The 19,043-nt window shown below is 65.6% G+C and carries 20 protein-coding genes; 8 read left to right on the top strand and 12 right to left on the bottom strand.

All coding sequences use genetic code 11. The features are described from left to right. Window positions 1-25: 25 nt before the first annotated feature. On the top strand, window positions 26-289 hold the full coding sequence (locus tag BBTA_RS18775) for a hypothetical protein (protein ID WP_012044081.1): 264 nt from the start codon (window positions 26-28) through the stop codon (window positions 287-289). Between the two features lie 72 nt (window positions 290-361). Here the strand turns inward: BBTA_RS18775 and BBTA_RS18770 are convergent, their stop codons facing one another. Next, entirely contained in the window at window positions 362-544 is a 183-nt protein-coding gene (locus BBTA_RS18770; protein WP_012044080.1) for a hypothetical protein, read from the bottom strand. Between the two features lie 57 nt (window positions 545-601). Continuing rightward, complete coding sequence (locus BBTA_RS18765; protein ID WP_012044079.1) at window positions 602-1,072, bottom strand: carboxymuconolactone decarboxylase family protein; 471 nt, start codon at window positions 1,070-1,072, stop codon at window positions 602-604. 53 nt (window positions 1,073-1,125) lie between these two features. Between BBTA_RS18765 and BBTA_RS18760 the strand changes: the two genes are divergently transcribed. Together BBTA_RS18760 and BBTA_RS18755 are read left to right on the top strand one after the other, a co-directional pair. After that, entirely contained in the window at window positions 1,126-1,680 is a 555-nt protein-coding gene (locus BBTA_RS18760; RefSeq protein ID WP_012044078.1) for a MarR family winged helix-turn-helix transcriptional regulator, read from the top strand. Between the two features lie 51 nt (window positions 1,681-1,731). Next, complete coding sequence (locus BBTA_RS18755; protein WP_012044077.1) at window positions 1,732-2,952, top strand: lytic murein transglycosylase; 1,221 nt, start codon at window positions 1,732-1,734, stop codon at window positions 2,950-2,952. A gap of 171 nt (window positions 2,953-3,123) precedes the next feature. On the opposite strand, the gene BBTA_RS18750 is transcribed toward BBTA_RS18755, so the two are convergent. Then, window positions 3,124-3,915 carry an NYN domain-containing protein gene (locus BBTA_RS18750; protein ID WP_012044076.1) on the bottom strand — a complete coding sequence of 264 codons (792 nt, stop codon included), beginning with the start codon at window positions 3,913-3,915 and terminating at the stop codon, window positions 3,124-3,126. A gap of 257 nt (window positions 3,916-4,172) precedes the next feature. Between BBTA_RS18750 and BBTA_RS18745 the strand changes: the two genes are divergently transcribed. Beyond that, window positions 4,173-4,571 (top strand): hypothetical protein, encoded by a 399-nt coding sequence (locus tag BBTA_RS18745; RefSeq protein ID WP_012044075.1) that lies wholly within the window; start codon window positions 4,173-4,175, stop codon window positions 4,569-4,571. Between the two features lie 77 nt (window positions 4,572-4,648). On the opposite strand, the gene BBTA_RS18740 is transcribed toward BBTA_RS18745, so the two are convergent. After that, complete coding sequence (locus BBTA_RS18740; RefSeq protein WP_012044074.1) at window positions 4,649-5,656, bottom strand: serine hydrolase; 1,008 nt, start codon at window positions 5,654-5,656, stop codon at window positions 4,649-4,651. A gap of 826 nt (window positions 5,657-6,482) precedes the next feature. Further along, a complete protein-coding gene (recJ, locus tag BBTA_RS18735) occupies window positions 6,483-8,324 on the bottom strand; it encodes a single-stranded-DNA-specific exonuclease RecJ (protein ID WP_012044072.1) in 1,842 nt (613 codons plus the stop codon). Between the two features lie 297 nt (window positions 8,325-8,621). Here recJ and BBTA_RS18730 point away from each other — a divergent pair, with 297 nt between their 5' ends. Further along, window positions 8,622-9,710 carry a methyl-accepting chemotaxis protein gene (locus tag BBTA_RS18730; protein WP_012044071.1) on the top strand — a complete coding sequence of 363 codons (1,089 nt, stop codon included), beginning with the start codon at window positions 8,622-8,624 and terminating at the stop codon, window positions 9,708-9,710. Window positions 9,711-9,720: 10 nt separating this feature from the next. On the opposite strand, the gene BBTA_RS18725 is transcribed toward BBTA_RS18730, so the two are convergent. The 5 genes from BBTA_RS18725 to BBTA_RS38995 form a co-directional block, all read right to left on the bottom strand. Beyond that, a complete protein-coding gene (locus BBTA_RS18725; protein WP_012044070.1) occupies window positions 9,721-10,440 on the bottom strand; it encodes a haloacid dehalogenase type II in 720 nt (239 codons plus the stop codon). A gap of 15 nt (window positions 10,441-10,455) precedes the next feature. Further along, window positions 10,456-11,457: a class II fructose-bisphosphatase gene (gene glpX, locus BBTA_RS18720; protein WP_012044069.1), complete on the bottom strand. Its 1,002-nt coding sequence runs from the start codon at window positions 11,455-11,457 to the stop codon at window positions 10,456-10,458. Window positions 11,458-11,661: 204 nt separating this feature from the next. Next, window positions 11,662-12,981, bottom strand: coding sequence for a homoserine dehydrogenase (locus BBTA_RS18715; RefSeq protein WP_012044068.1), 1,320 nt, complete (start codon window positions 12,979-12,981; stop codon window positions 11,662-11,664). 39 nt (window positions 12,982-13,020) lie between these two features. Beyond that, window positions 13,021-14,241, bottom strand: coding sequence for an LL-diaminopimelate aminotransferase (locus tag BBTA_RS18710; protein WP_012044067.1), 1,221 nt, complete (start codon window positions 14,239-14,241; stop codon window positions 13,021-13,023). A gap of 231 nt (window positions 14,242-14,472) precedes the next feature. After that, the gene (locus BBTA_RS38995; protein WP_012044066.1) at window positions 14,473-14,772 is read right to left on the bottom strand and encodes a hypothetical protein; all 300 of its coding nucleotides are present in this window, start codon (window positions 14,770-14,772) and stop codon (window positions 14,473-14,475) included. On the opposite strand from BBTA_RS38995, the gene BBTA_RS40135 reads away from it, so the two are divergent. From BBTA_RS40135 to BBTA_RS18695, 3 genes are all read left to right on the top strand, one after another. Continuing rightward, window positions 14,660-14,980 (top strand): hypothetical protein, encoded by a 321-nt coding sequence (locus BBTA_RS40135; RefSeq protein WP_148221472.1) that lies wholly within the window; start codon window positions 14,660-14,662, stop codon window positions 14,978-14,980. The two genes, BBTA_RS38995 and BBTA_RS40135, sit on opposite strands and share 113 nt — an antisense overlap. Window positions 14,981-15,014: 34 nt before the next feature. Further along, the gene (locus tag BBTA_RS18700) at window positions 15,015-16,823 is read left to right on the top strand and encodes an alpha/beta hydrolase (protein ID WP_012044065.1); all 1,809 of its coding nucleotides are present in this window, start codon (window positions 15,015-15,017) and stop codon (window positions 16,821-16,823) included. Between the two features lie 73 nt (window positions 16,824-16,896). Next, the gene (locus tag BBTA_RS18695; protein ID WP_012044064.1) at window positions 16,897-17,295 is read left to right on the top strand and encodes an MAPEG family protein; all 399 of its coding nucleotides are present in this window, start codon (window positions 16,897-16,899) and stop codon (window positions 17,293-17,295) included. Window positions 17,296-17,346: 51 nt separating this feature from the next. Here BBTA_RS18695 and BBTA_RS18690 read toward each other — a convergent pair whose 3' ends face one another. Then, window positions 17,347-18,396: a LacI family DNA-binding transcriptional regulator gene (locus tag BBTA_RS18690; RefSeq protein WP_012044063.1), complete on the bottom strand. Its 1,050-nt coding sequence runs from the start codon at window positions 18,394-18,396 to the stop codon at window positions 17,347-17,349. Beyond that, window positions 18,393-19,037, bottom strand: coding sequence for a ThuA domain-containing protein (locus BBTA_RS18685; protein ID WP_012044062.1), 645 nt, complete (start codon window positions 19,035-19,037; stop codon window positions 18,393-18,395). The genes BBTA_RS18690 and BBTA_RS18685 overlap by 4 nt, the downstream gene beginning before the upstream one ends. Window positions 19,038-19,043 lie beyond the last annotated feature (6 nt).

Below are 19,043 nucleotides of genomic sequence, written 5' to 3'. Positions count from 1 at the left end.
GTTAGTGGTCGAAGGAGGATCGCGGATGGTGACAGACACGCCTCATCGCAGGACTGGGCTGGCGCTGGTGTCAGCGGCGATCGCGCTCCTCTGCGTCGGCGCGCTGACGATGCTGGTGCGCGACCGCTGGCATCCGCCGGAAATCAAATCCGCCGAGCAGGCGCGCCAATCAGCCACCGGACAGGTCGCGCGTGCTGCCGGCGCGCGCGTGATGCCGACCGACCCGAGGCTGGCCGTGGAGCCCAAGCCCGAAGGGCCCAAGCGCGCGCAGCCGGCGAATCCGTTCTGAGCTACGGCCGGCGGCCGCCGCATCGCCATGGCCGGACTTGATCCGGCCGTTCACGACTGCAAGCGGCCGATCTCACGCCGACCATTTGTCCTCTTCCCGGCGATGCTCCTCGGCATTGAGACGCTCGGCGATCTCGTGGGCCATCGCTTCGGTGTCGGTGCGCGCGATCGGCTTGCCGTCCTGGCGGCAGACGCGGCCCTTTTCCGCCTCGAGCGGGAAATCGTCCGGCTTGAGCGCCTCGTTCGGCTCGGTCATGTGCGCCTCCTCTTTTGAAGACACAACTCGCGCGGCTTGGCCGCGGTTCCCTGCAACTCAGGTCGTGGCGCGCGCCGGCCGCTCCGCCGGCGTCCAGCGGAAGGCGACGCCGTAGCGATTCCAGAGATTGATGACACCGATGGCCGAGGTCAGAAACACCAACTCCGTCTCGGAGAATTCGGCGCGCGCCAGCCCATAGACCTCGTCGCTGACGCCGCCATCCAGCTTGGTCAGTGCCTCGGTGAAGGCGAGCGCCGCGCGCTCCCGGGACGAAAACTGCGGCGCTTCGCGCCAGGCGACGACGAGGTTGATCTTGTCGGCCGACACGCCGAGCTTCTCGGCCAGCAGCACGTGATGCTGCACGCAGAACGCACAGCCGTTGATCTGCGACGCCCGGATCTTGACCAGTTCGAGCAGTTGCTTGTCGAGACCGGCCTTGGCCGCCTGCTGGCTCACCGCGAGGATGGCATCGTAGAGCTCCGGCGCCTGGTTCCTGAAACTCGTGTAATCGCTGCGTGCGTGTGACATTTGACGTCTCTTATGTTATCAGCCTTCTGATAATTTATCAGAGCTCTGATACCATGCGCAAGGCAAGCTCTCGATCGACGAAGCGAAGGCCGCCGGGCCGTCCGTCCACGCGGCAGTCGCGCCCGCCTCGTGCGCGAACAGCGTCGGCCGGCCAAGCCCTGCCGTCGCCCGGTGAAGGCAAGCGCGGCGAGGACGGCCATCTCGCTTATCTGCTGCGCCAGGCCCAGGCTGCGGCGCGGCTATCGCTCGAGCGCGCGCTGGCTTCCACCGGCCTGACCCATCCGCAATTCGTGGTGCTGACCATGCTGAAGGCCTATCCCGGCCTGTCCGGCGCTGACTGCGCGCGCATGGCCCTGCTGACGCCGCAGACCGTCAACGTGATCATCGGCAATCTCGAGCGCGACGGCGCCATTCGCAGGGCTTCGCATCCGGTCCATGGCCGGATGCTGCAATGGACCCTGACCGCGCGCGGCCTCGCGCTGCTGGCCAAGGCGCGGCGCCGGGCGACCGCGCTGGAGCAGCGGCTGGCCGCCGGCCTGGGAAAACGCGATGTCGCGACCATCCGCCGCTGGCTGGCGCGCATCGCCGCCGAGTTCCACCCGGATTGAGCGCCACGCGGGGTCTGCCGTCCGTCCGCAGCAGCCGCTAGAATGCGGGCCATGACCCAGCCCGATTCCCCGACCCGCCGCACCCTGCTCCGTTCCGGCCTTGGTGCCGCCGCGCTGCTCGTTCCTGCCCTGCCTGCAGCCGCCGCGCCGGCCGAATTCGACGCCTGGCGCGACGGCTTCCGCGGCCGCGCGCTTGCCAAGGGCATCTCGCAGGCGACCTGGACGCGCGTGATGGCACGGCTCGAGCCGGACATGACCGTGTTCAAGGAGATGCGCAATCAGCCCGAGTTCAAGGAGCAGCTCTGGCAATACATCAACCGCCGCGTCTCCGACTGGCGCGTCATCAACGGCAAGGCGGCGCTAGCGAAGAACGAGGCGCTGTTCGCGCGCATCGAGAAGGATTTCGGCGTCGAGCGCGGCACCTTGCTGGCGCTGTGGGGCGTCGAGTCCGCGTTCGGCGATCCGCTGGTGCAGCAGAACCACATGCGGCCGGTGTTTCCCGCGCTCGCCGCGCTCGCCTGGAACGAGCCGCGCCGCAAGGCCTATTGGGAGACCGAGCTCACCAACGCGCTGAAAATCGTCGACCGCGGCTGGAGCACGCCGGAGGAGATGCGCGGCTCCTGGGCCGGCGCGATGGGCCACACACAATGGATGCCCGAGGTCTGGCTGAACGTCGGCTTCGACTATGACGGCGACGGCAAGATCTCGCCGTTCGGCCGTCCCGACGACGCGCTCGGTTCGACCGCGCGCTATCTCGTCAATCGCGGCAAATATCATCGCGGCGAGCACTGGGGCTACGAGGTGCGGGCACCCGGCAACATGTCGGGCAGCAGGACCTATGCGGCATGGCAGGCCGCCGGCGTCACCCGCGCCGACGGCCAGCCCTTCCCGCAGCCGAACGCGACCGCGCAGCTGTGGATCCCCGTCGAGGGCGGCCCCGCCTTCCTGCTCGGACCGAACTTCTACTCGGTGAAGTCCTACAATCCGGCGATGAGCTACGCGCTCGCGATTTGCCATCTCGGCGACCGCATCCTGGGGGCGCCGCCCTTCCTGCAGCCCTTCCCCGGCTCCGAGCGCGCGCTGACCTTGGCCGAGGTCCAGGAGATGCAGAAGCGCCTGACGGCGGCCGGCTTCGACACCGGCGGCACCGACGGCCGCGTCGGCAACGACACCATGAAGGCGATCCGCGACTTCCAGGCCAAGGCCGGCCTCACACCCGCCGACGGCTATGGCGGGCTGAAGGTGCTGGCGAAGCTGCGACAGGGCGGTTGAGCAGCCGATCAAGTCGCCTTGTTGGGCAGGCTTTGGGCGATCACATGTCCTCTCGCGTCATTGCGAGCGACGCGAGGCAATCCAGGCTGCACGAAGACTTGGGATCGCTTTGCTTCGCTCGCCGCGCCGGAGAGCCGGGTTGCCCGTCACACGCAGCGCTGCGCCGGAATATCACGGCTTGGCCGCCTCGCGGTGGCCCCTCGGCGCTCTCGCCCTGGGTTGCGGCGCGGTCGCCGCCTTGACGCGGATGCGCACCGAGCCACCGCCCTTCGACTGCTCCTCGATCTCGAAGCCTCCGGTCTTGCGGACGAGATCGCTCAGCTTGCGGCAGCCATAGGTACGCGGGTCGAAGTCGGACACCAGGTTGGAGAGCTGCTTGCCGACCTCGCCGAGCGCGACCCAGCCGTCCTCGCTCTCCATCTGCGTGATGACCTTCTTGATCATCGGCGTCGCCGCGCTGACCGGCAGCAGCGACTTCGGCACTGCCGCGCTGTCCGCGTCCTTGCTGCTCGCAGCGTCGCTGCGCAAGTTCTCCGTGTAGATGAACCGGCGGCAGGCCTGCCGGAAGCTCTCCGGCGTCTTCTGCTCGCCGAAGCCGAACACGTCGATGCCCTGTTCGCGGATGCGCGCGGCCAGCCGCGTGAAGTCGCTGTCCGACGACACCAGGCAGAAGCCGTCGAACCGCCCGCTATGCAGCAGGTCCATCGCGTCGATCACCAGCGTGATGTCGGAGGCATTCTTGCCGGTCGTATAGGCGAACTGCTGCTGCGGCACGATCGCATGTCGCGCCAGCGTATCGGCCCACGGCTTCGAGCGCGGGCTGGAGAAGTCGCCATAGATCCGGCGCACGCTGGCTTCGCCGATCTTGGCGATCTCCTCGAACAGCCCGTCGACGATCTTGGCCGAGGCATTGTCGGCGTCGATGAGCACGGCCAGACGCGGCGAGCGGGGTTCGGATGCCATTGCATGTCCTTGGAGATGACCTGATCAGATTCTCTTATACGCCGGGCCGCCGGCCGCCGTCCGGCTAATTTCATGCGATCGCGGATGATCGGCGCGCCGCCTGGCCAGTCGGGACGCAGGCAGCTGAGCGGCCAAACGGCTCACCATTTGTATACGAATAAATTGCCGGGTTCTCACCGGTTTCGGACGGCTGTTTTCACCTTCCTTTAATTTGCGATGCACAACGATGCCGCAGTCGATCGATGGGGGCCACGCCCATGATAAAGGAAGGTACCTATTCCGCCTGGTTCAAGACCCCCAGGGGCCAGGGGACCGGGATCGTGCAATTGGCCGCGGGCAACGTCCGCGGCGGCGATGGCGTGCTGAGCTATAGCGGGAGCTACGAGGCCCGCGGCGATCGCTTCACAGCCATCATCAGAACGAAGCGGCACGCCCCAGGACAGCCATCGCTGTTCGGTCCCGACGAACTGACACTCAGCCTGGAAGGCTGCTGCCGCACAATTCCCTTCACCTGCTCCGGCCGCGCGGAGGAAGCGCCCGACGTGCCCTTCGAGGCGTTCCTGCTGTACTCCGCGCCGGACGATGCGCCTCCGCCCGCTCCCCGGCCGGCCCCCAAATTCAATCTCGAGCAATTGCCGAAGCCGTTCTGGCGCTGAGCCCGGCCCCCATGCAAGCAAACTTGCTGAGACGTGATCGGATCTCAGGTTGAGCGCGATAGCCTTCGTATGCTCCCTCATGGCACCGACGCGCTGATCCTGCTCACCAGATCGAGAACGCGTTGGGTTCGGACACCATGCGGGTTCGCGTCGAGATCGACCAGTTCGACGAGCACGAGGTGCTTCGACGGGACGACGACGACCAATTGGCCGCCATAGCCATTGGCGAAGAAGGCACTGAAGCCCGAATCCGACTTCGCATACGTCCACCAGAGATAGCCATAGCCGCGTTCCTGCTGCTCCGTGTCCGACAGTCGCGTGGTGGATTCCGTCACCCAATGCGCCGGCACCAGTTGCGCCCCGTTCCAGCGTCCGCCGTTGAGAAAGAGCACGCCGAATCGCGCCAGGTCGCGGGCGCTCATGTGAAACACGTAGGCCGGATGCGAGGACGAGTCCTCCTTCTGGTAGTGACCATCCCTCGTCGAAAAATCCTCCATGCCCAGCGGCCGCGCGATCCGCGTCTCGAAGCTTTTGAACACGTCGCCCATGGATTGCCGATAGATCGTGCCGAGCGCGTTGAAATCCCAATTGTTGTAGTACCAGAAGCTGCCAGGCGGATGGCTTCCGCGCGCCGGCCGGAGCTGCTTCATCTGCGGCGTCTCGTAGGCCGCGAGATGATAGACGCCCGACCGCGCCATCAGCAATTGGCGAACCGTTGCGGTCTTCTCGGCCGGCGACAGGGCGTCGGGGCTATCGTCGATGGCGCGTTCGGCAAGGGTGCTGTCGAGGTTGATCCGGCCTTCCTCGACGGCAATGCCGTACAAGGCGCTGATGAGGCTCTTGCGCGCGGACCGGACATTGACCTTGGCGCCGATGTCGCCCGACGAGGCGATGATCTCATCGTCCCTGACCACCATGATCGCCGTCGGCTTCTGCTCGTCGGCGAACTGCTGAACCTCCCGCGAAATCGCCGCAGACCACGGCTTTTCGCTCGGGTTTGCCGTCTGCCAGTGCTTGCCCGGTTCAGCATGGGCCCACGACGAACCCACCAGCAGGGCCATGATCATGGCAGGCAGACGCCCCATCGAAGTGTCCTCATTCCGGTTGGTTCACTCGCTGCAAATTTAGACGAGGATGATCGGATGGTACAGAGGTACGCCCGCGACGGCGTCCGCCGTCGCGTCGCCGCGCGGTGGTCCGCGCAGCTGCGCGTAAACGTCATGAGCCGCTGCGATGTCAGTGGGATGACCTCGACCGCAGACGCAAGCGAGATTTTGCTTGCCCTTATTCCGAAAATCAGAAATACTCTGTGCATTCCGTCCTCATGAGAGGGACGCTTCGCGATCGTCACGAACGTGGAGGATGGGATGCGGTGGCCGCGATCTTGCCGCAGCGTGCTCTCGCAGCGCGCGGGCGAACGGCAGGTTGCGGACGTGAAATCGCGTGGTCCTGGCGCCCCGAAGCTGGCGCCAAGCCGGTGGGTGATGATGATCCCGCTGACGACGGTGGCTATCAGCCGGACACCGGGGAGATCGCGTATAAACGTTAAACCCATCGCGCAGGGAATGCCGGTTGATCGGCCTGACCTGTGGTGACTGCCGCCTGCTTTTTCGTTTGCAGGCGGGCCATGGGTGAGGTCTTCACCCGGCATTCCCTGCGCCCTCTCTCCTCCGATGAGGGCTTTGATCAGGCATCACTCGGGCGCGATGGCGCGGCGAGATCGAAGCGTCATGCGGGCCACGATGCGCGTCACACGCTCCACTGTCGTTCCGGCGTCCGCGACCTCGGGGATTGAGATCGAACGGACCGTGTCAAATCAGAGCCTGCTGATGAGTTATTTCGTCTTGCCCGGACTTGCCCCGGCCATGACGACGGAGAGATGACTCGGGACGACAGCGGATGTGCGGACTGCTACCGGATCATCGCCGGACCGTGGTCCGGCACGGCGACATCGAGGACGCGCAGCTGCACGCGCTCGACGCCCTGGTAGCGGTCGACAGTGAGCGTGCCGGCGACGTGCAGGACCTGGCCGCGATGCTGAACCAGCGCATTGCCGAGCTTCTGGCCGACCGAGCGGAACGCAATGGCGTTGACGGTGGCGCCGTCACCGGACTTGAAGCGCAGCTTCAGATGCGCCTGCCCGACCTCGTCGGCATAGACCAGCTGATGCGACGGCAGTGCCACGATCGGCTCGGGATTGCCGCTGCCGAACGGACCCGCGCGATTGAGCGTCGCGACCAGCTCCGGCGTCGCGGCGCGCGCGCTGATCGCGCCATCGATCAGGATCTCGTTGACGTGGCGCGCCTCGGCCACGTCAGCCGCGAGCGCGCTTTCGAGATAAGCGCGGAATTCCGCCAGCCGTTCCTTGCGCAGGGTGACGCCGGCGGCCATGGCATGGCCGCCGCCCTTGATCAGGAGGCCCTGCTCCACGGCGTGGCGCACGGCCTTACCGAGATCGACGCCCGGTATCGAGCGGCCCGATCCGGTGCCGATGCCGCCGGGCTCGAGCGCGATCGCAAAGGCGGGCCGCGCGAACTTTTCCTTCAGCCTGGACGCGACCAGCCCGACCACGCCGGGATGCCAGCCTTCGGAGGCTGTCACGATGACAGCACCCTTGTCTTCCAGGCCCAGCGACGCCAGCGCTTCCGCCTCGGCCTGTGCCTCGGCGTGCTGCTCGATGATGCGGCGCTCGCTGTTGAGCCGGTCGAGCTCGGCGGCGATCCGAGCGGCCTCGGAAACGTCGCTCTCCAGCAGCAGCCGCACGCCGAGATCGGCGCGGCCGATGCGGCCGCCGGCATTGATGCGCGGCCCGAGCATGAAGCCGAGATGCCACGCCTCCGGCGGGCCGTTGAGACGCGCGACATCCATCAGCGCGGTATGGCCGACATGGTCGCGCCGGCGCATCGCGATCAGGCCCTTGGCGACAAAGGCGCGGTTGAGCGCGATCAACGGCGCGACGTCGGCGACGGTGCCGAGCGCGACGTGATGCAGCATGCTCAGGAGATCAGGCTCCGGCCGCGTCCCGCTCCAGAAGCCGCGGCCGCGCAGCTCCCTGTTGACTGCGACCAGGGTCACCAAGGTCAGCCCCACCGCAGCGAGATAGCCGAGGCCGGAGAGATCGTCGGGCCGGTTCGGGTTGACCAGTGCCTCGACCTCGGGCAGCTCCTCGCCGCATTGATGGTGGTCGATCACAACCACGGACATGCCGAGCCGCCTCGCCTCGGCCAACGGCTCCAGACTGGTCGTGCCGCAATCGACCGTGACGAGCAGGGTCGCGCCTTTGCCGGCGAGCGCGCGGATGGCTTCGACGTTGGGGCCATAGCCCTCGAAGATGCGGTCGGGAATGTGGATCAGCGGATCCAGCCCGCAATGGCGCAGATGCCAGGCGAGCAGCGCCGCCGAGGTGGCGCCGTCGACGTCATAGTCGCCGAAGATCGCGACCTTCTCTCCCCTGACCGCGGCATCCGCAATGCGCTTGGCCGCGGCTTCCATCTGCGTCACCGTGAACGGATCTGGCATCAGCTTGCGGATGGTGGGGTCGAGGAAGTCGTTGACGGCGTCGATGTCGACGTCGCGTCCGGCCAGGACCCGGGCCAGCATCTCCGGCAGCTGATAGCGCTGCACCATCGCCAGCGCCCGCGCTGCGCCGCGGGCATCCAGCCGGTCGCGCCACAATTTGTTGGTGAGCGACAGCCGCACGCCGAGGAACGCCTGGGGCGCACTCATCGGCAGGGCTGTGGCAAGCGGTGTCATGGGTCGCAAAGCCTCTTGCGCGGTGCGGCGATTCGCAGGCCGCGGCCGAATCTACAGCAACGACGCGCGGCGATCAGGTTCCAGGCCGGGAACCCCAGGGGTTTTGCCAGATATCCAACGAAGTCGATGCGATTGACGGTACCTAATAACAGTTGCCTAAAATTACAGCTATGTCGAAGGGGGTGCATTAAACGGGCGTTAGGCGAACTCCCTACAATTTCAATCAAAAGAACCGTTTATTTTTTTGTTGGCGATCTCCGCGCCGGGAGAGACGTACAGCAACATGGAGTTCATCCGATGCTGACTGCGCCTGATTTGAAGTCGTCCCATTCCCTCGTTTCCCCGCAAGCGTCCCGTGCCGACGACGAGACCGACGTTTCCGCGCTGATCGCGCGGCTCACCGGCGAGGTCAATCAGATCGCCTGCGAGAAGACCAAGTCGATCCAGCAGATCACCAATCAGATGAAGATGCTGGCGCTGAACGCGCTGATCGAGAGCTCGCGCGTCGGCGCGCAGGGCGCCGGCTTTGCCGTCGTGGCGCAGGAGGTGCGCGCCGTCGGCCAGCAGGTCGAGACCATCGCCCGCGAGCTCGAAGGACAGCTGACGACACGCACCGGCAATCTCAAGAGCTCGATCGAGCGCATGACCGAGCGGGCGCGCGGCGAGCGCATGGTCGATCTCGCGCTGAACGCCATCGAGCTGATCGACCGCAATCTTTATGAGCGGACCTGTGACGTGCGCTGGTGGGCGACGGATTCGGCCGTGGTCGATTGTGCGGCTTCGCCCGATGCTGCCCGCGTCGTCCATGTGTCCGAACGGCTCGCGGTGATTCTCTCCGCCTACACGGTCTATCTCGATCTCTGGCTATGCGATCCCAGCGGCAAGGTCATCGCCAACGGCCGGGCGGACCGCTTCAACGTCGTCGGCCAGAGCGTGGCCGATACCAAATGGTTTCGCGAGGCGCGCGGCCTGCGCTCGGGCGACGACTATGTCGCAGGCGACGTCGAGTGCCAGCCGCTGCTCGGCAACGCCCAGGTCGCGACCTATTGCGCATCGGTGCGCGAGGACGGCAAGGCCCATGGCAAGCCGCTCGGGGTGCTCGCGATCCATTTCGATTGGGAAGCGCAGGCGCGCGCCATCGTGCAGGGCGTTCGCGTCAGCGAAAGCGACAAGGCCCGTGTGCTGCTGGTCGACTCCAACGGCCGTGTCATTGCTGCGTCGGACGGCCAGGGCATCCTCAGCGAGCGCGTTTCGCTCAGGCTCGACGGCAAGCCCAGCGGCTTCTATCAGGACGCATCGGGCCGCCTGGTCGCCTTTCACGCCACGCCCGGCTACGAGACCTACAAGGGTCTCGGCTGGTACGGCGTGATCATCTCTGGCGCGTGATGCAGACGGTTCAGCAGCCTAGGCGGTCGGCGATGCCGCCAAAGTCGGCGGCGACGATGTCCCAGGCGCCGGTGGCCTCGAAGTCGCGGCTCTGCAGCGGGCCGTATTCGGTGGGCCGCGCGACGAAGGCGGTCTTGAGGCCGTAGCGCTGGGCCGCTTCGAGATCATTGTTGTGCGCGGCGACCATCATGACCTCGCCGGGCGCAAGACCGAGCAGACGCGCGGCGCCGAGATAGGTCTCGGGGTCGGGCTTGTAGTGCTGAAACAGCTCGGCGGAGAGCACCAGGTCCCAGGGGAGACCGGCGAACTTCGCCATGTTGGTGAGCAGCGCGACATTGCCGTTGGAGAGCGGCGCGATGATGTATTTGCGTTTCAGCCGGGTCAGCCCAGCGACGCTATCGGCCCACGGATGCAACCGGTGCCAGCCGCGGGTGAGATGATCGAGATCGGCCTCGGTGAGGCCGCTGATGCCGAGCTGGGCGACGAGCGTCTCCAGCGAGCGGCGATGCAGCACGTCGAGGATGACGTAGCCGCGCTCAGGATGCTTGCGGACCTCGTCCATCGAGCCGACATAGAGCCCGCGCCAGCCGTCGACCAGCGCGGTCCAGTCGCCCTGGATGCCGCGGGACTTCGACCAGGCGGTGAAGTCGTTGATCAGGCTGGTGCGCCAGTCGACGACGGTGCCGAACACGTCGAACACCAGCGCCTTGACCATCGAGAGATCGGACATCGCGGCACTCCGCCGTCAGTCGAGGTGGAATTTCTCCAGCTGACGGTGCTCGGCGCGGATGTAACGCACCGTGCCGGTCACCGAGCGCATCACCACGGTCTCGGTCTCGATGACGCCGTCCTTGCGGAACCTGACGCCCGACAGCAACGAGCCGGTGGTGACGCCGGTGGCCGCGAACAGGCAGTCGCCACGGGCCATGTCTTCGATGCCGTAGATCATCTTGGGATCGCCGACGCCCATCTTGGCTGCGCGCTCCCTCTTCTCCTCGGTGTCGAGGATCAGCCGGCACTGCATCTGGCCGCCGATGCAGCGCAGCGCCACTGCGGCCAGCACGCCTTCCGGCGCGCCGCCCGTGCCGAGATACATGTCGACGCCGGTGTTGTCGGGATCGGCACAATGGATCACGCCGGCAACGTCGCCATCGGTGATCAGGCGCACGGCGGCACCGGTCGAGCGGACGCCCTGGATGATGTCGGCATGACGTGGACGATCCAGCACCAGCACCGTGATCGCGCTGGGGTCGACACCCTTGGCCTTGGCGAGGCGACGGACGTTGTCGGCCGGGGTGGCGTCGAGATCGACCACGCCCTTGGCATAGCCGGGACCAATCGCGAGCTTCTGCATGTAGACGTCGGGGGCATGCAGCAGGGTGCCGCCATCGGCCATCGCCATGGTCGCGATCGCGCCCGGCATGTTCTTGGCGCACAGCGTGGTGCCTTCGAGCGGGTCAACCGCGATGTCGACCTTGGGGCCGGCATTGAGGCCGACCTTCTCGCCGATATAGAGCATCGGCGCCTCGTCGCGCTCGCCCTCGCCGATCACGATGGTGCCTTCGATCGGCAGCTTGTTGAGCTCGCGGCGCATCGCGTCGACGGCCGCCTGGTCGGCCGGCTTCTCCTGGCCATGGCCGCGCAGCCGCGCCGCCGACACCGCAGCTCGCTCGGTCACGCGCACCAGCTCCAGCGTCAGAATGCGCTCGAGCAACAATTGCTGCGGGACAGAAATCTGCGTCGACATCGGCCAACTCCTCAAGACGTCTCGGCGGACACCCGCCATCAAAACCTATCGCTCAGACGCCGTCCGCAGGGGCGGCGTCGGGATCAGGCGGTCGGCAGCAATGGCCGGTCTCCGCCCAAGAACTTCCCCGGTTTGAGCATGAACCATCAACAAACGCCACGCGTTTGTTTGAGCAGGGACAAGCGGTTCCCTGGGTATCATGCGCTAATTCTTCTCGATTCGGATCACCTGAGGTTTGCCGCTGATGACCTTGTCGCGCTGCACAGCCTGCAGCGCCTTGTGCACAGCATCCTCGTGGGTCGCATAGGTGACCAGGATCACGGGGACGGGACTGCCCTTGCCGGCCGATGGCGGCGGCTCGCCGCCATTGGGATGGCGCTGCACGATCGATTCGATCGAGATCTTCTGCTCGGCCAGACGGGTCGCGATCGTGGCCGCGGTGCCCGCATGGTCGCGCGCCATCAGGCGGATGTAATAGCCGCCCTCATGCCGCTCCATCGGCGCCTTCTCGGTGGCCTGCAGCTTGTCGACCGGCCGGCCAAACGGCGCCGCCCGGATGCCGCGCGCGACGTCGGCGATATCAGCAACGACGGCCGACGCGGTCGCGGCGCCTCCTGCTCCAGGCCCGACCAGCGTGATCGGCGGAATGCCCTCACCATCGATCGTGACCGCATTGGTCACCCCCATTACCTGGGCGATCGACGAGGATTTCGGCACCATCGTCGGGTGCACCCGCTGCTCGATTCCCTTGGCGGTCCGCACCGCGACGCCAAGCAGCTTGACGCGGTAGCCGAGTTCGGCCGCCGCGCGCAGGTCCTCCGGCGCGATCGAGGAGATGCCCTCGACATAGACCGAGTTCTGCGCAACCTGCGTGCCGAAGGCGAGGCTCGCCAGGATCGCCAGCTTCTGCGCGGTATCGTGGCCATGAATGTCGAACGACGGATCGGCTTCGGCATAGCCGAGACGCTGCGCATCCTTCAGACACTCGTCGAACGACAGTCCCTCCTGCTCCATGCGGGTCAGGATGTAGTTGCAGGTACCGTTGAGGATGCCATAGACGCGGCTGATATCAGTGCCGGCGAGCCCCTCGCGCAGGGTCTTGATCACCGGGATGGCGGCACCGACGGCGGCCTCGAAGTTCAATGCGCCGCCATGCTTCTCGGCGGCCTTCGCCAGCTTCAGGCCATGCTTGGCGATCAGCGCCTTGTTCGCCGTGACCACCGACTTGCCGGCCTTGAGCGCGGTATCGATCGCCGACAGCGCGGGATCGCCGGCACCGCCCATCAATTCGACCAGACAATCGACGTCCGGATCGCTTGCCAGCGCGAGCGCATCCTTGGCCCACTTGATACCGGACAGATCGATGCCGCGCTTCTTGGCCTTCGACCGCGCAGTGACCGCGACCACGCGCACGGGCCGTCCCGTCCGCTCGGTCAGCACGCGCCCCTGACGCTCAAGGAGACGAACGACCTCGACACCCACGGTGCCGAGGCCCGCGATGCCCACTCTCAGGGGTGCGACCATGGAATCAGAGAACCTGTCGATAGGAAAGCAGCAGAAGGTTTAGCGCCGATTGGCGATCGGCACGACGTTGTGCAACGTTTCGATGCCACTTTCAAGGAACCGACGGACGCCGCGCGCAGCCTGCCGGATGCGCTGCTCATTCTCGACCAGCGCGATGCGCACATAGCCCTCGCCGTGCTCACCGAAGCCGACGCCCGGCGACACCGCGACCCCCGACTTCTCCACCATGAGGGTCGCGAACTGCATGCTGCCGAGACCCTTGAAGGCTTCGGGCAAGGGCGCCCAGGCGAACATCGACGCCTCCGGCGACGGGATCTCCCAGCCGGCGCGGCCGAACGCCTCGACCAGCGTGTCACGGCGCTTGCGATAGGTCTCGCGCATCTCGCGAATGCAATCGTCGGGCCCGTTCAGCGCCGCTGTCGCCGCAACCTGCACTGGCGTGAACGCGCCGTAATCGAGATACGACTTGACCCGCGCCAGCGCCGCGATGATGCGCTCATTGCCCACGGCGAAGCCGATCCGCCAGCCGGCCATCGAATAGGTCTTGGACATCGAGGTGAATTCGACGGCGACATCCATCGCGCCCGGCACCTGCAAAACAGAGGGCGGCGGATTCTTGTCGTCGAAATAGACCTCGGCATAAGCGAGGTCCGACAGAATGAGGATTTCGTGCTTCTTCGCGAATGCAACCAAGTCGCGATAGAAATCCAGGCTCGCAACATAGGCGGTCGGGTTGCTCGGATAGCAGACGATCAGCGCGAGCGGCTTCGGGATCGAATGGATGATCGCGCGCTCGGCGGCCTCGAAGAATTGCGGCGTCGGTTCCGACGGCACCGAGCGGATCACGCCGCCCGCCATCAGGAAGCCGAAAGCGTGGATCGGATAGCTCGGGTTCGGACACAGAATGACATCGCCCGGCGCGGTGATCGCCTGCGCGACGTTGGCGAAACCTTCCTTCGAGCCGAGCGTGGCGACGATCTGGGTGTCAGGGTTGAGCTTCACCCCGAACCGGCGGTCGTAATAGGCCGCCTGCGCCCGGCGCAGCCCGACGATGCCGCGCGATGCCGAATAGCGGTCGGTGCGCGGCTTGCCGAGGGTTTCCTTGAGCTTCTCCAACACATGGGGCGGGGCCGGCAGATCCGGATTGCCCATGCCGAGATCGATGATGTCGGCGCCGGCGTTCCGCGCGGCCGCCTTGGCCCGGTTGACCTGCTCGAAGACGTAAGGCGGCAGACGGCGGATGCGATAGAAATCTTCCATGGGTCTCTCGGCTCCGGCAACCGGGGGCGATACAGCCAGCATCGCTGGCTCTGCGGCGGCGCGAGCGATGTACCGAAATTCGTGCTAAAACATAAACTTAGCACGACCTTACGGCTTAGCCGGCGACGACACGCTCAGGTGCGGTTGATTCCGGTGTTTTATCATGGACGCTGCGCCGCGCCAGAAAATTACGTGCGTCAAAGCCGTAACGTCGTCCCGGGCGGCGGCGGGTCAGCGGTCCTTGCCGGCCGTCCCTGCGGAGGCTTGGCGATCTCGCGCGGCCGCCAGCTCCTTTTCGATCTTGGCGCGCTCTTCGGGCGAGATGATCGGCGTCTCACGTTCACGCGGCACGTCGTTCACCGGGAGATATCCGCCCGGCTCCTTCGGCCGCACCACCGCATCGGAATCCAGGGACGGCATGTCGGCGATCGGGCTCGAGCAGCCGGACAGCGCCAACGCGGCATACGACAACACCACGCCCGCCGCGATGGCCTGCGTCCGCGTCGTCCAGCTCCGTCCCAACCACCTCAAACCAAGCCCCCACTCCCGCCACAAACCAGCCAATCGCAACGCGGCGCATTTTGCCGCAGCACAACCAATTGTCACCCCAAACGTTACAGGGTTGAACAAGAATCTCGGCTACGAACGCAATGGGTCAGAAACGCCAGACTTTTTCGCAACGCAACACGCAATAATCGAATTAACCGCAAACTCGCGGATTGTTGATCTCGCGCGGTGACGAACCGCTCCCGACGCGATAGTGTGATCAGGCCATGACCGACGTTTCGAACAGCACCACCCAATCAACAAAAACATTCGACGCCGAAGCCTTCGCGACGAATATCGCGAGAGCAATGGAGACGAGCGGCAAGGCTCTCGCAGCCTATTTGAAGCCGCGCGAAACCGGTGAAGTTCAGGATCGGCCGCCGACCGAGCTGGCCGAAGTCGTGAAGTCGTTCACGGCGGTCGCCGATTATTGGCTGTCCGACAAGGATCGCGCCAGCGATATCCAGACCAAGATCGCGAAGGGCTATCTCGACCTGTGGGGCTCGGCCTCACGTCGGCTCGCGGGCGAAGACGCGCCACCGGCGATTTCGCCGTCGCCGCGCGACAAGCGCTTCGCCGATCCGGAATGGAAGTCGAACCAGTTCTTCGACTTCGTCATGCAGGCCTATCTGCTGACGACACAATGGGCGCAGGATCTCGTCCACAATGCCGAAGGGCTCGATCCGCATACACGCAAGAAGGCCGAGTTCTACGTCAACCAGATCACCAATGCGCTGGCGCCGTCCAACTTCGTCCTGACCAATCCGGAAGTGCTGCGGCAGACGCTGTCGTCGAGCGGCGACAATCTCGTGCGTGGCATGCAGATGCTTGCCGAGGACATCGAGGCCGGCAAGGGCACGCTGAAGATCCGCCAATCCGACCCGGCCAATCTCGAGGTCGGCGTCAACATGGCGATGACGCCGGGCAAGGTGATCTTCCAGAACGAGATGATGCAGCTGATCCAGTACGCGCCGTCGACGGAGAACGTGCTGCGCACGCCGCTGCTGATCATCCCGCCCTGGATCAACAAGTTCTACATCCTCGATCTGCGCCCGGAGAAATCCTTCATCAAATGGTGCGTCGATCAGGGCCTCACGGTATTCGTGATCTCCTGGGTCAATCCCGACAAGAAGCTCGGGACCAAGACCTGGGAGGACTACATGAAGGAAGGTCCGCTCACCGCGATGGACGTCATCGAGAAGGTGACGGGCGAGATGAAGGTGCACACGCTCGGCTATTGCGTCGGCGGCACCATGCTCGCGACCACGCTCGCCTGGCTCGCCGACAAGCGCCGCCAGCGCGTGACCTCTGCGACGTTCCTCGCCGCGCAGGTCGACTTCACGCATGCGGGCGACCTGCTGGTGTTCGTCGACGAGACGCAGATCTCGGCGCTGGAGCGCGACATGCAGGCCTCGGGCGTGCTCGAAGGCAGCAAGATGGCGATGGCCTTCAACATGCTCAGGTCGAACGACCTGATCTGGTCCTATGTCGTCAACAACTACCTCAAGGGCCAGCCGCCGGCGGCGTTCGACCTGCTGCACTGGAATTCGGACGCCACGCGGATGTCGGCGGCCAACCACTCCTATTACCTGCGCAACTGCTACCTGGAGAACCGGCTGACGCAGGGCACGATGGTGCTCGACAACACGCTGCTCGATCTCTCCAAGGTGAAGGTGCCGGTCTACAATCTGGCGACGCGCGAGGACCACATCGCGCCGGCGGATTCTGTTCTCTACGGCTCGCAGTTCTTCGGCGGCCCGGTGAAGTATGTGCTCTCGGGCTCGGGCCACATTGCCGGCGTGGTCAACCCGCCCTCCTCCGGCAAATACCAGTACTGGACCAACGACCAGATCCACGACATCTCGCTGAAGGACTGGATGAAGGGCGCGCAGGAGCATAAGGGGTCGTGGTGGCCGGACTGGCGCGCGTGGCTCGCCGAACTCGATCCGGAAGAGGTTCCCGCCCGCAGCGTCGGCAACGATGCCTATCCACCGATCGAGGACGCGCCGGGCTCGTATGTGCGCGTCCGCGCGTAGCGTGATCCGCGGCAATTGATTATAACGCCTCGGTCCCGCCGGGGCGGGACGGTAATCAGTTGAGGGGATCTCGATGACGCGCGAACTGTTCTGGCTGACGCTCACGGTCATTCTGACCGGGCTGCTCTGGGTTCCCTATATTCTGAACCGCTGCCAGGTCCGCGGCCTCACCGGCGCCATGGCCAACCCCTCCCGCAACGACAAGCCGCACGCGCCCTGGGCGACTCGGCTGATGTTCGCGCATGACAACGCGGTCGAGAACCTGATCATCTTCGCGCCGCTGGTGCTGATCCTCAATTCGATGGACTACTCGACCAAATGGACGGTGCTGGCCTGCGCCGTCTATTTCTGGTCGCGGGTCGCCCATGTGATCGTCTACACGCTCGGCCTGCCGCTGTTCCGAACGGTCGCCTTTCTGGTTGGCTTCGCCGCCCAGGCCGTGTTGGCGATCGCGATCTTCGGCTGGCTCTAGACCAGATGCGTTTCCACGAAAACGCATCATGCTCCCGGCCGCTCTGCTAGATCACGGCAGATTGTCGCGCAGAAAGATGTCGATGCGGATGCGCTCCTGATCGGGGCTGATCGGCTCGCCCGAACAATGCGCGAGCAGGACGCGCGCCGCGGAGCGGGCCTCGTGGCCCGGATCCTGGTTGATGATCGCGTCGAGCGTGCCGCGGACCAGGAACCGCCGCGTATGCTGGGTCAGCTCATGGGTGATCCAGACGACCTCGCGGGCCCGCCCCGACGCCTCCAGGGCGTCGGCGATGCCGCGGTTGCCGGCGCCGCAGCAATAGATGCCGCGCAGATCCGAATGGCGCGCCAGCAGCTCGGCCGTGAGCTGGCGCGTGAGCTCGCTGTCGTCGCGGCCCTCGATCGTCGGCAGCGCGCGAAGACTCGGGTACTCGCTGCACAGGATCTGGTTGAAGCCGAACTGCCGTTCGGCGTGATCGCGCAGCGACAACGACCCCGCGATCACCGCGACAGTCCCGTCACGGCCGCCCAGGAAACGCCCCATCAGCGTCGCCGCCGTCCGTCCCGCCGCCGGATTGTCGATGCCGACATAATGCAGGCGGCGCGAGCTCGGCGCGTCGGACACCAGCGTCACGACCGCGACCCCGCGGGCAGCAAGCTCGTCGATCGCGGCTCGCACCCTCGGATGGTCGAGCGCGATCACGGCGACGCCCTGATAGGCCGGCGACAAGGTCTCCAGCGTGCCGGCCAGCACATCCGGGTCGAACACGTCGACATGGAGGATGTCGATGAAGCCGCGCTGCCCGGCCAGCCATTCCGCCGTTCGCTGGACCTGCTCGGTCAAATTCGTCATGAAACTGTTGCCGCCGGTCGGCAGCACGAAGGCAAAGCGGAAGCTCTGGCCCCTGGCAAGACGCGCGGCAGCAATGTCGGCGCGGTAGCCGAGCTTAGCCACGGCGGCCTCGACACGCGCGACGGTCTTGGCCCGCACGCCCTCGCGGCGGTTGATGACGCGGTCGACGGTGGCGAGCGACACGCCCGCCGTCCGCGCGACGTCCTCGAGCGTGGCGCGGACGGGTGACGGCGTCGCTCCAACAGTCACTCGCGCGCCGCCCATAGCATGCCGCGGGTCATCAAGGTGCGGATCTCCGGAACGTCGAGCTCATAGGCGCGATGGCCAAGCGAGGAATAGAACACGCGGCCCGCGCCATATCGCTTCTTCCAAACCACCGGCATCACGACACCTTCGATCCAGGGTGCGTGCTCGCCGCTGAACGTCGTGGTCGCCAACACCTCGTTGGCCGGGTCGACATGCATGTAGTATTGCTCGGACCGGTGCTCGAAACTCTTCAAGCCCTTCATGATGGGATCGTCCGGTCTGGTCAAGTCGACCCGGTAATCGATGATATTGCCGGGATGTGCGACCCACTGCCCGCCGCACAGAAACTGGTAGTCCACCGAATCGCGGAAGGCGTCGCACATGCCGCCATGATGCCCGGCGAGCCCGACGCCGCTGCGCACCGCCGCGCAGAGATTGAGTGCTTCCGCCTTCTCAATCTTAGACATGGTGTAGATCGGGATGATCAGCGACAGATCGTGAATCGCGGGGTCAGCGAAGGCGGCGGTCGTGGTCTCGATCTGCACCTCGAACCCTTCGGCCTTGAGCCAGCCGCGGATCATCGAGGCACAGAGGTCCGGATCATGTCCCGGCCAGCCGCCCCATACAATCATTGCCTTGCGCATCGCTTT

Origin of the sequence: Bradyrhizobium sp. BTAi1, assembly GCF_000015165.1 — a bacterium.
Lineage (GTDB): Bacteria > Pseudomonadota > Alphaproteobacteria > Rhizobiales > Xanthobacteraceae > Bradyrhizobium > Bradyrhizobium denitrificans.
The sequence above is the reverse complement of the archived record's forward strand: the minus strand, read 5'-3'. Positions and strand labels throughout refer to the sequence as shown.

What these genes read in the sequence shown, in the direction of transcription:
- BBTA_RS18775 (WP_012044081.1), top strand. Translation starts at nt 26, where the DNA reads ATGGTGACAGACACGCCTCATCGCAGGACTGGGCTGGCGCTGGTGTCA.
- BBTA_RS18770 (WP_012044080.1), bottom strand. Translation starts at nt 544, where the DNA reads ATGACCGAGCCGAACGAGGCGCTCAAGCCGGACGATTTCCCGCTCGAG.
- BBTA_RS18765 (WP_012044079.1), bottom strand. Translation starts at nt 1,072, where the DNA reads ATGTCACACGCACGCAGCGATTACACGAGTTTCAGGAACCAGGCGCCG.
- BBTA_RS18760 (WP_012044078.1), top strand. Translation starts at nt 1,126, where the DNA reads ATGCGCAAGGCAAGCTCTCGATCGACGAAGCGAAGGCCGCCGGGCCGT.
- BBTA_RS18755 (WP_012044077.1), top strand. Translation starts at nt 1,732, where the DNA reads ATGACCCAGCCCGATTCCCCGACCCGCCGCACCCTGCTCCGTTCCGGC.
- BBTA_RS18750 (WP_012044076.1), bottom strand. Translation starts at nt 3,915, where the DNA reads ATGGCATCCGAACCCCGCTCGCCGCGTCTGGCCGTGCTCATCGACGCC.
- BBTA_RS18745 (WP_012044075.1), top strand. Translation starts at nt 4,173, where the DNA reads ATGATAAAGGAAGGTACCTATTCCGCCTGGTTCAAGACCCCCAGGGGC.
- BBTA_RS18740 (WP_012044074.1), bottom strand. Translation starts at nt 5,656, where the DNA reads ATGGGGCGTCTGCCTGCCATGATCATGGCCCTGCTGGTGGGTTCGTCG.
- recJ (WP_012044072.1), bottom strand. Translation starts at nt 8,324, where the DNA reads ATGACACCGCTTGCCACAGCCCTGCCGATGAGTGCGCCCCAGGCGTTC.
- BBTA_RS18730 (WP_012044071.1), top strand. Translation starts at nt 8,622, where the DNA reads ATGCTGACTGCGCCTGATTTGAAGTCGTCCCATTCCCTCGTTTCCCCG.
- BBTA_RS18725 (WP_012044070.1), bottom strand. Translation starts at nt 10,440, where the DNA reads ATGTCCGATCTCTCGATGGTCAAGGCGCTGGTGTTCGACGTGTTCGGC.
- glpX (WP_012044069.1), bottom strand. Translation starts at nt 11,457, where the DNA reads ATGTCGACGCAGATTTCTGTCCCGCAGCAATTGTTGCTCGAGCGCATT.
- BBTA_RS18715 (WP_012044068.1), bottom strand. Translation starts at nt 12,981, where the DNA reads ATGGTCGCACCCCTGAGAGTGGGCATCGCGGGCCTCGGCACCGTGGGT.
- BBTA_RS18710 (WP_012044067.1), bottom strand. Translation starts at nt 14,241, where the DNA reads ATGGAAGATTTCTATCGCATCCGCCGTCTGCCGCCTTACGTCTTCGAG.
- BBTA_RS40135 (WP_148221472.1), top strand. Translation starts at nt 14,660, where the DNA reads ATGTCGGCGATCGGGCTCGAGCAGCCGGACAGCGCCAACGCGGCATAC.
- BBTA_RS18700 (WP_012044065.1), top strand. Translation starts at nt 15,015, where the DNA reads ATGACCGACGTTTCGAACAGCACCACCCAATCAACAAAAACATTCGAC.
- BBTA_RS18695 (WP_012044064.1), top strand. Translation starts at nt 16,897, where the DNA reads ATGACGCGCGAACTGTTCTGGCTGACGCTCACGGTCATTCTGACCGGG.
- BBTA_RS18685 (WP_012044062.1), bottom strand. Translation starts at nt 19,037, where the DNA reads ATGCGCAAGGCAATGATTGTATGGGGCGGCTGGCCGGGACATGATCCG.